We start from the raw sequence: 9,428 nt of genomic DNA, 5'->3' as shown, positions 1-9,428 counted from the left end.
TCATACTCCAGACCAATTAACCGCTTTGTTCTTTTAGGATTCTCTTCAATATGATTCAGTATGTCGCTCATGTTTCTGTGTCAAAAAAGCTATTTAATGTTCTTTTACCACAGAATGTTACTATTTTGGAGATGTCTAATAAAAATAGTACTTTTCAGTTGAGTCCAATACGGGTAAGCAAGTTTGTAGTAAGGACTTTAGTCTTTATTTTCTAAGTACTAAAGTCCTTACTACAAATCTTCAAAACTAATTTACTGGTTTAGTAGTCCGATCGCCATTTCAAGATACATCTTAGCCTTGTGCAAGTTAAGCAAGCTCTCTTGATCGTATCTGTCAGGGTAGCTCATAGCTTTGCCTTCCATTGTCAGCTTAATCAGGGCTGCTTGCTCATCAGTGGGTGAATTCATCTCATCTACCACCCGTTCAAGGAATTGAATAACGCTAAAGCCTGGTGACTTCAACCCTCTTCCTTGCCTTAGTTGCGCGAGTCCTATCTGTGGGAATGCCATCAAGGTAACAATCCAACTGGTCTTGTACCCTCCGTTCCCAGTAGGCTTTAATCCATAACGTCTACATAAGTCTCTCAACTCAGCAGTGGTTTTGATTTCGAGTTCTGACCTTGTGAACATAAAATAGAGTTACCCATTTGTAAAAGTGGTATCGGTGGTGAACTTGTTTTGTAGACTGGGTATCACCACCGATCTAAAACTTTATTCTAATGGTTTCGTTAGTATCAAGCTATATTTATATCTCTCAACAATGCCTAATCCTAAAGGGAACCCTCAAAATTTTGAACCAGCGCAACCAAAGGGAGATAAGCCATTAACTGACCAATTAAGTTTTAGAGTCTCTAAGGAAATGAAGGAAGAGGTCAAGGCTAAAGACGATCCTTCTGAGTTTTGTCGCCAAGCTATCCAAAAAGCACTAGATGAAGATAGGGAGAACTAGTTAAAAGTTTTTGGACTAATACTTCACGCCTAATGTGAATTAAAAGCTTTAATTTTGTAGGGTGCGTTATGGACGCTAGTCCTAACGCACCGAAGATATCGGACTATATTTTAGATTTAGAAAGGAAATTGGACGATATCTTTGAACTTAAGAATACTGATCATTATGTCAAAATTTTCTTCTTAGAGCAAAAAATGATGCTTATAAATCGATTATTTAAAGGACTAGCTGTTGTATTGACAGTAATGGTAGGCATAGTAATTATTTGGTTATTAGTTAACTTGGTACAGTCGCAGCTAATAATATCGTCCGCTCGTGAAGGCAGTTCTTTATCTTTAGCAAGGCTTTATTTATTCGGTTTACAGGCTCCAAAAATTGAACTAAATTTCAGACTTGTGTTCATTGCTAGCGCAGTTGAGATTGCCTTATTCTGGCTACTAGTACTTCTTGATGTTGTCTCTCGACATCGTGGTTTAATAGCTACTTTAGTCCTCTTTATTTTCGTTGGAATTGTCGTCTTTATTGTTTACAGTCAGTATGCAAGTGTTTTTTAGCTGATTGACAAAATTGACTCTATTCTAACCTCTCACAGATGATTACCGCGATCGCTCCAAAATCCAATCGAGTAAAATCGGATTGACTAACTCCGGTGCTTCATCCTGCGGACAATGCCCCACTCCCTCTAAAGGAATAAACTTTTCTACTTGCCCAAAGTTAGCTAATTCTCTCCCTAATTTAATTGGTTCCCACGGATCGGCTGTTCCCCACAAAATAATCGCCGGACAAGGTAACAGTGGTAAAAGGTCTTCCGGTAGTGGCCCTGTAGAATAAGAAGTAAAAGCAAGAAACACAGCCCCAGCTACCGGATCGCTTGCTGGTGACATCAAAATATCTACCAACTCATCTGTCACCATCTCAGCATTTGCATAAGCTTGCAGCAGAATTTTCCGCACCGTTTTTGGTTTTGCGAGTTGATTGAAAAAGAAATCACCAACTGGTTTAATAGATAACACTCGTTGCAACAAAGGCGCTCCGTAACGACGAGATAAAGATAAAGTTTCCCGTTTGCGATCGTGTAACAGCCGTAAAGAACAGTTGAGCAAAGCAACTCCCAAGGCAATATCTGGGTTACTTACTGCTGCTTGCATAGCTACAATACAGCCAATGGAATTTCCCACTAAAAAAGCTGGCTCACCGACAACTTCACGGCAAAAATCTGCTACTTGCTGTCCCCAGGTTTCTAGTGTGTAGTTAATTTTTTCACCAGGCTGAGGTTTTGCAGAAGCGCCAAAACCAATCAAATCAATAGTATAAACACAGCAATTTTCCGCTAATACGGGAATATTTTTTCGCCAGTGCCACCAAGAAGCACCAAATCCATGCACCAGGACAACAGCTGGCCCAGTAGTTCCTTGGGTTTGGTAACAGATCGGAAAATCTTGCCAAATCCAGGTTTTTGTAGAGTTAAGTGCTGTTTTTGAACTTGAGGTTGTCATAGTAAATTTGACGTAAAGAATGCTAAAAGCTTTTTAGCAACAAAGCACAAGTAAAATTGTTTTGAATTTGCAGAAAATTTATCAGATTTTCAAAATAAATTCTTGGCTCTAGTGATAGCCTATACATATACCACAAAAGCTTCTAAGCTAATAGTTTTATCCAGTATCGATTTTCATCTTATTGATAAAGGTAATTTACTCACAACTGAGATTATGTCAGTATTAAAAATCATAACGTTTCTAATATGAGTAATATTTGGGCTATTTTTTAGATGTGAGTGAATTAGCATCAGTGCTAGATTCAGTAGTTTCACAATTTACGATCGCAAATTTGGTCTATAAGATTGGCGAATATGAGGCATCGGCTAAGGGGTGGTTTGCAACTGGAAACTGACGCTGAATTTAACAATATTTTTCTTGTTCCTAGTTCTGCGAGCCAGAAATCATGAATCTACTAGAAACAATTGATACTCCCGTTGGGAGCTACGCACCAGATTTTGAATTGCCAGGAATTGATGGTCAAGTACACCATCTCAGGCGTTATCTTGAGAAGTTCCGAGCAGTCGGCGTTATTTCTATGTGTAACCACTGCCCTTATGTCGATCGGTATTTAGGCAGACTAAAAAACATTCAAGCCGAATTTGCCCCCAAAGGCTTCACACTAATTGGACTCAATGGTAGTAATGTTGACTACGACACTAGGTCAAGCTTTGAAAATATGAAAGCTTTTGCCCGACATCACGAGTTGAACTTCCCCTACCTGTGGGATTCGACGCAAGATGTGACTGGTAGTTTCGGCGCAACAAAAACACCAACGGCTTTTCTCATAGACACTAATGGTATAGTCCGTTACAAAGGTAAAATTGATAATCATCCCCAAGATCCATTATCAGTGGGAGAGGATTATTTGAGAACTGCGATCGCTTCTCTGTTTAAAGGTGAAGAAATAGCCATACCACAAACAGAACCAGTAGGTACTACATTGATTTGGCGTAACTAGACATAGATTGTCCCTGTAACTGTTATCTTAAATTGGAGGCAATTGCAACTTTTTTGATAAAGCGTAACTTCATGGGAACGAATTACCGACGGGTTTTACTCAAACTGAGCGGTGAAGCCTTAATGGGCAACATGGGCTATGGCATTGATCCAGAAGTAGTCAAAGGAATAGCACAAGAATTAGCAGAGGTGATAGCCACTGGTACTCAAATCGCCATAGTTGTTGGTGGCGGCAATATTTTTCGTGGCGTCAAAGCAGCGTCGGCGGGGATGGACAGGGCAACCGCTGACTACATCGGGATGATTGCCACGGTAATGAATGCCATGACGCTGCAAGATTCGCTAGAACACATAGGAGTACAGACGCGGGTGCAAACCGCTATCGCTATGCAAGAATTAGCAGAACCATATATCCGTCGTCGTGCCATCCGTCATCTTGAAAAAGGACGGGTGGTAATTTTTGGTGCTGGTTCTGGAAATCCCTTTTTTACTACAGATACGACTGCGGCATTAAGAGCAGCAGAAATCGATGCTGAGGTGATTTTTAAAGCCACCAAAGTAGATGGAGTATATGATGCCGATCCTCAAATTTATCCAGACGCCAAGCGCTACAATAGCCTTACCTACGCGCACGTTTTAGCCCAAGATTTGCGGGTGATGGATAGTACTGCGATCGCCTTGTGTAAAGAAAATAATATCCCAATTCTGGTATTTGACCTAACGGTGCGAGGAAATATCCACCGAGCAGTCTTGGGAGAATCCATCGGCACCCTTGTGGGAGGTTCTTGTGAAATTAGCTGAAGCTGAAAGTACGATGCAAAAAACCGTTGAGGCAACTCAACGAGCTTTTAACTCGATTCGCACTGGTCGCGCCAATGCGAGTCTATTAGATAAGGTATTGGTGGATTATTACGGTTCGCCTACTTCCTTAAAATCACTGGCAAATATTAGCACGCCGGATGCTACGACAATCTTAATTCAACCCTACGAGCGCAACACCCTAAACATCGTTGAGAAGGCTATTTCCCTCTCAGATGTGGGTTTAACACCCAGTAACGACGGTTCTGTAATCCGGTTGAATATTCCGCCCTTAACGAGTGAGCGCCGTAAAGAATTCGTCAAAATGGCATCCAAGTATGCTGAAGAAGGTCGTGTTGCTATTCGCAACATTCGCCGTGATGCCATAGACGCCATTCGCAAACAGGAGAAAGCCTCTGAAATCTCCAAAGATGAATCAAAAGACCAACAAGACAAGTTGCAAAAACTGACAAACGAGTATACTGCCAAAATAGACTCGCTGTTGGCAGAAAAAGAAAAAGACATCACGACTGTTTAAAGTCTCAAGTCTTAAGTATAAAGGCTGAAGGATAATGGATAAATTCTTCAGCCTTTATCATTTCTTAAGTTATTGCATAAATCTTAGAAAAATTGATCGAGTAAGTAAGTAGACATGAATAATTAAAGTAGGAACAATTCATCAATTGCCCCTACTCAATAGAAAATAAACTAATTCTGGAGCAAAAATTCAATATGTACGACTGCATCATCGTCGGCGCTGGGCCAGCTGGTGGAACAGCTGCATATCATTTAGCTAAACAAGGTCGCTCAGTATTAGTGTTGGAAAAAGAATCTCTGCCAAGATATAAACCTTGTGGTGGTGGTGTATCTCCAGCGATCGCTCAGTGGTTTGACTTTGATTTTAGCCCAGTAATTTCTGTAAAAGCCGACTCCCTTCGCTTTACCTGGAATTTGGGCGACCCCGTAGAAGCAAAGATCGCCACCAAAGAACCAGTCTGGATGGTGCGACGAGATATTTTTGATCATTTCCTAGTGCAGCAAGGGCAAAAGCAAGGAACTGAACTACGAGATAATACGGAAGTAACAGGTATTTATTTTCAAAGCGACTACTGGCAAGTTAACACAACTAATGGCTCAGTTACAGGTCGCTACTTAATCGCGGCTGATGGTGTTAAAGGACCAATGGCAAAATGGCTAGGCTTTAAAGACCGTAAACGCCGTTTAGCAGGAGCTTTAGAAGCAGAAATTGTCGCAGATGTCAAGGATAAATCGACAATTCACTTTGAGTTTGGCTTGGTGAAAAACGGCTACATTTGGAACTTCCCAAAAGCTGATGGTTATTCCATTGGTGTCGGTACATTTGTCGGCGGCAAACCCCAGGATTTTAAGAAAATTTTAGATGAGTACGCGCGATCGTTTAATGTAGATATCAAAACTGGCAAGCAATATGGTTATCCTCTTTGCTTGTGGGATGGCAGCCAAAAGTTGCATACTCAAAATGCAGTTTTAGCTGGGGAAGCTGCTTGTGTAGTCGATCCGATGACAGCAGAAGGCATTCGTCCGTCAATTTTTAGCGGTTTGATTGCAGCAGGAGCCATAAATGAGGCTCTTTCTGGTGATATTAATGCTTTAGAAAAATATAGCGAAGCCATTAATGAACAGTGGGGTACTGAGATGGCTTGGGCGCAAAAATTAGGTGGGGCATTCTATCGCTTTCCTGGCATTGGCTACAATGTTGGTGTTAAGCGCCCCTCTGGTGCGAAAATCATGGGTAAGATTATGTGTGGAGAACTGCGCTATGGCGATGTTGCTGGTCGCGCCCTAAAGCGTTTAATTCCTGGTTTTGGAGGTTAATTAACCAAACCAGTTGCTCGAGCAACTTGTTAAAGGTAAGCAAACATCCGCCACTGTGTAATAGGCATTTCTCAATATGGCAATTCACTTGAAAAAATGGCTTTCTGTGTTCGCTGCTATTCTAGCTCTTGTCCTTTCCATGCCGGGAATTGCCTTAGCTGCACCCGTTCAACTCCATACTATTTCTGGTGTCATTTTTGCCCAAACTACCAAAACTGCAAGTTACTCTAACTCGTCGGAGATTAACCTGACTCCCTTACAACGCCAAGAACTCCAGGCTGTGCGTCAGCGAAGAAACAGAGAAATTGAGGCAGTCTTAAGCACATCGCAACGCGATCAACTTAATCACAATCTCCGGGCTGGTAATAATATTAAGCAAGCCCTAGAAAAACTAAATTTGCAACCAGAACAGCAAGATTTCGTAAAGGCGATCATGCAATTTACTAACTTGAAAATGAAAGCTATTTCATCCAGGCATCTACTAAAAATAGCAGAGAAATAAAGGTTTGATTTGTAAAGATTATGGAAACATTTGACTAATTTGGACTTCATTTTCTGGAAATGCAATCAAGGATAATGTTGCATCCTCCTGCAAAATAAATTCAAGATTGTAACCTTTTAAACCCGGTTCGCGAAAAACATAAACCTGACGCTGATTCACATTCAAAATCCAGTAGTCATTAATTCCTGCTTTCGCATAAAGAGGCGCTTTGTGTTTACGGTCTGTTTCTAGTGTTGTATCCGCTACCTCAATTAATAAAAAGATTTCATTCGGTGCAGGATGACGATCGATATACTTTCGCGCATCAATCTGAACAACAGCAATATCTGGCTCAGGTTCCGAGTATTCGCTCAACTGAATGGGATCTTGCACCCGAACTAAGGCAACTTCTGCTAGCAGCCGCTTAAGATAATCAGATGCACACAGCGTTGTCGCTGCATGGGGAGGATTTTTGGCGCTCATCGGGATAACTTGCCCGTTAATCAGTTCTACCCGTTCATCCTCTGTAATAATACCCGTTTCAAACATCCGGTGATATTCGTTTACAGTCCACAGGCGCACTCTAGTTTGTGTCATTGGATTTCCTTTAGCGATACCTACAGTGGGCTACGCCTACGCACATCACTTTTAGGCGATTATCTTTTACTCTCAACTTTGGCAGCATCTATAATTAATCTTGCCCTATTTAGTTCGTTACCATGTCGGAAGAAGATATCCGAGCCGCAAGGCTGGAAAAAGTAGAACAACTCAAGCAGCTAGGGACTAATCCTTATGCCTATCGTTGGGAATCCACCCATCATGCAGTGCAGTTGCAAGAAAAATTTGCCGATTTATCCAGTGGCGAAGAAGTTGATTTGGAAGTTGCCATAGCTGGACGCATTATGGCGCGTCGCGTTTTTGGTAAATTGGCTTTCTTCACCTTGCAAGATGAAACCGGTACAATTCAGCTTTATCTGGATAAAAATCGCATCCAAAAAAGCATGGCAGATATTGATGCTGATGCCTTCAATCATTTAAAACAACTCACAGATGCAGGCGATATCCTGGGAGTTAAAGGTACTATTAAACGGACTGAAAAGGGCGAGTTATCTGTCTACGTTAAACAATATACTATTCTCACGAAATCCCTGTTGCCCCTACCCGACAAGTGGCATGGATTAACGGATGTTGCCAAGCGCTATCGTCAGCGCTACGTTGACTTGATTGTTAACCCAGAAGTGCGGCAAACTTTCCGCCGTCGCGCTCAAATTACTGCTGCTATTCGCCGCTATTTGGAACAGCAGGATTTTCTGGAAATTGAAACTCCTGTTTTGCAAAGTGAGACTGGGGGTGCAGATGCACGTCCATTCATCACCTACCACAACACTTTAGAAATGGAGTTGTATCTGCGAATTGCCACAGAACTTCATCTCAAACGGCTAATTGTGGGTGGTTTTGAAAAGGTGTTTGAATTGGGGCGAATTTTCCGCAATGAGGGAATTTCGACTCGACACAATCCCGAATTTACGACGATTGAAATTTACCAAGCTTACGCCGACTACAACGATATGATGGCGTTGACTGAAGGGATTATTACTACTGTCGCCCAAGAGGTGCTCGACACATTACAAATCACTTACCAAGGAGAACCTATAGATTTAACACCACCTTGGCGACGAGTAACAATGCACGATTTAGTTAAAGAATTTACAGGCTTGGATTTTAATTCGTTCCAAAGTTTGGAAGAAGCAAAAACAGCAAGTAAAAATGCTGCTATCCCTGGTATAGATGAAGCTCAATCAATTGGTAAGTTACTAAATTTAGCCTTTGAAGAGAAAGTAGAAGCCAATTTAATTCAACCTACCTTTGTAATTGATTACCCTGTAGAAATTTCGCCTTTAGCAAAACCTCACCGTTCTGTGCCTGGTTTGGTGGAAAGATTTGAGTTATTTATAGTCGGGCGAGAAACTGGGAATAGTTTCTCAGAACTTACCGATCCCATCGACCAAAGAGAACGTTTAGAAGCACAAGCGGCGCGGAAAGCTGCTGGTGATTTAGAAGCCCAAGGTGTAGATGAAGACTTTCTCACCGCTTTGGAATACGGTATGCCGCCTACAGGTGGTTTAGGGATTGGGATCGATCGCTTGGTAATGTTATTAACCGATTGTGCCAGTATTCGGGATGCGATCGCCTTCCCCTTACTCAAGCCTTCCAGCAGCCTGATTAAAGAATTTCGTTACGATCCAACAACTCAAACACTAACTATTGAATTTGACAATGGAAGTGTTTATGAGTATTTCAAAGTACCCCTTAGTGTAAAGGAAGGCTTAGAAAATGCACCGTCTGATGGCCAATACTTTAACAAGTTTATTAAAGGGAAATTTAAGTTTGAACAATTGAGTTGAGTTAGTAAAGGTAAATGGGGCGATGACTTGCCCTATTCATCAACTTGATTCGGATTTGCTAAGAGTTTCGCCTGGAGTGTCTCTCGTTGCCAGTCGGACACTATTGGTGTCAACTTAAGCTACAAATCTCTTATCTGTTGGCTTCCAACCCACCCTGAAATAAATTTCAGGGCTAATAGCTAAAGTCTACTTCAGTAGACTAAAGATTTTTCCGATTATTTAGTCATCTAAAAGATGACTTTAGCTATTAGCAAGGAACTTCAGTTCCTTGCAGGACATAACTTTCACGTTAAGTTGACACGTATATCTAATATCAAGTTCGGATAAATACTTATAATAAAGCTGGGATCGTTGCAGTGTATCTATCTACGTCTTATGCCGAAACGGATTGCGATCGTTAACCACATGAGTACGGAAGAACTACTGGCTCATTATCGTCAGGCGACA

11 protein-coding genes are annotated in these 9,428 nt (G+C 41.5%); 8 read left to right on the top strand and 3 right to left on the bottom strand.

All coding sequences use genetic code 11. The features are described from left to right. Positions 1-251: 251 nt before the first annotated feature. Entirely contained in the window at positions 252-629 is a 378-nt protein-coding gene (locus tag RMY32_RS02735) for a hypothetical protein (RefSeq protein ID WP_322708857.1), read from the bottom strand. Positions 630-663: 34 nt separating this feature from the next. Here RMY32_RS02735 and RMY32_RS02730 point away from each other — a divergent pair, with 34 nt between their 5' ends. Together RMY32_RS02730 and RMY32_RS02725 are read left to right on the top strand one after the other, a co-directional pair. Then, positions 664-948 carry a hypothetical protein gene (locus RMY32_RS02730; RefSeq protein WP_409882177.1) on the top strand — a complete coding sequence of 95 codons (285 nt, stop codon included), beginning with the start codon at positions 664-666 and terminating at the stop codon, positions 946-948. 68 nt (positions 949-1,016) lie between these two features. Then, positions 1,017-1,502, top strand: a complete 486-nt coding sequence (locus tag RMY32_RS02725) for a hypothetical protein (RefSeq protein WP_322708855.1) — start codon at positions 1,017-1,019, stop codon at positions 1,500-1,502. 42 nt (positions 1,503-1,544) lie between these two features. On the opposite strand, the gene RMY32_RS02720 is transcribed toward RMY32_RS02725, so the two are convergent. After that, positions 1,545-2,444 carry an alpha/beta fold hydrolase gene (locus tag RMY32_RS02720; RefSeq protein ID WP_322708854.1) on the bottom strand — a complete coding sequence of 300 codons (900 nt, stop codon included), beginning with the start codon at positions 2,442-2,444 and terminating at the stop codon, positions 1,545-1,547. Between the two features lie 445 nt (positions 2,445-2,889). Here RMY32_RS02720 and RMY32_RS02715 point away from each other — a divergent pair, with 445 nt between their 5' ends. The 5 genes from RMY32_RS02715 (at position 2,890) to RMY32_RS02695 (ending at position 6,597) form a co-directional block, all read left to right on the top strand. Further along, on the top strand, positions 2,890-3,444 hold the full coding sequence (locus RMY32_RS02715; protein ID WP_322708853.1) for a thioredoxin family protein: 555 nt from the start codon (positions 2,890-2,892) through the stop codon (positions 3,442-3,444). A gap of 71 nt (positions 3,445-3,515) precedes the next feature. Next, positions 3,516-4,244 (top strand): UMP kinase, encoded by a 729-nt coding sequence (gene pyrH / locus RMY32_RS02710; protein ID WP_322686706.1) that lies wholly within the window; start codon positions 3,516-3,518, stop codon positions 4,242-4,244. Beyond that, entirely contained in the window at positions 4,231-4,779 is a 549-nt protein-coding gene (gene frr / locus RMY32_RS02705) for a ribosome recycling factor (protein WP_322708852.1), read from the top strand. The genes pyrH and frr overlap by 14 nt, the downstream gene beginning before the upstream one ends. Before the next feature lie 194 nt (positions 4,780-4,973). Continuing rightward, positions 4,974-6,095, top strand: a complete 1,122-nt coding sequence (locus RMY32_RS02700) for a geranylgeranyl reductase family protein (protein WP_322708851.1) — start codon at positions 4,974-4,976, stop codon at positions 6,093-6,095. Positions 6,096-6,171: 76 nt separating this feature from the next. Then, the gene (locus tag RMY32_RS02695; RefSeq protein ID WP_322708849.1) at positions 6,172-6,597 is read left to right on the top strand and encodes a hypothetical protein; all 426 of its coding nucleotides are present in this window, start codon (positions 6,172-6,174) and stop codon (positions 6,595-6,597) included. A gap of 18 nt (positions 6,598-6,615) precedes the next feature. Here RMY32_RS02695 and RMY32_RS02690 read toward each other — a convergent pair whose 3' ends face one another. Beyond that, positions 6,616-7,173, bottom strand: a complete 558-nt coding sequence (locus RMY32_RS02690; protein WP_322708848.1) for a Uma2 family endonuclease — start codon at positions 7,171-7,173, stop codon at positions 6,616-6,618. A 122-nt stretch (positions 7,174-7,295) separates the two neighbouring features. Here RMY32_RS02690 and lysS point away from each other — a divergent pair, with 122 nt between their 5' ends. Next, positions 7,296-8,981: a lysine--tRNA ligase gene (gene lysS, locus RMY32_RS02685; RefSeq protein WP_322708847.1), complete on the top strand. Its 1,686-nt coding sequence runs from the start codon at positions 7,296-7,298 to the stop codon at positions 8,979-8,981. Positions 8,982-9,428: the final 447 nt, after the last annotated feature.

Source organism: Nostoc sp. ChiSLP03a (assembly GCF_034531215.2).
Lineage (GTDB): Bacteria > Cyanobacteriota > Cyanobacteriia > Cyanobacteriales > Nostocaceae > Nostoc.
This window is presented reverse-complemented; position numbering and strand designations above follow the sequence as displayed.